Origin of the sequence: Pseudoalteromonas aliena (genome assembly GCF_038155085.1) — a bacterium.
Lineage (GTDB): Bacteria > Pseudomonadota > Gammaproteobacteria > Enterobacterales > Alteromonadaceae > Pseudoalteromonas > Pseudoalteromonas aliena_A.
The window spans coordinates 1-216 of the sequence record NZ_JBAKAU010000215.1; the positions used below are offsets into that span (position 1 = coordinate 1).

The window sequence follows — 216 nt, forward strand, 5'->3', positions numbered from 1 at the left end:
GGAGCATTAAACGCCAGTCGGCATCATCCACTAAAAATACCATAGAGCCAAAATAAACCACAATGTACATTAAAACAGCGAGCAATTTAGTTACTGTTTCGCGAACCGCTAAAGAGGATTGTAGTACTTTGGTGGCTATACTTCCTGCAAATTCATTTTGATAATAGCTAACACTTTGGCTCAGTAAATAACGATGTGCTAAGCAGCGAATAGACA

Annotated in this window: 1 pseudogene; it reads right to left on the reverse strand. The window is 38.9% G+C overall.

The features are described from left to right. Window positions 1-216, reverse strand: a pseudogene (locus tag V6260_RS19135) (ABC transporter ATP-binding protein); the annotation flags it as partial.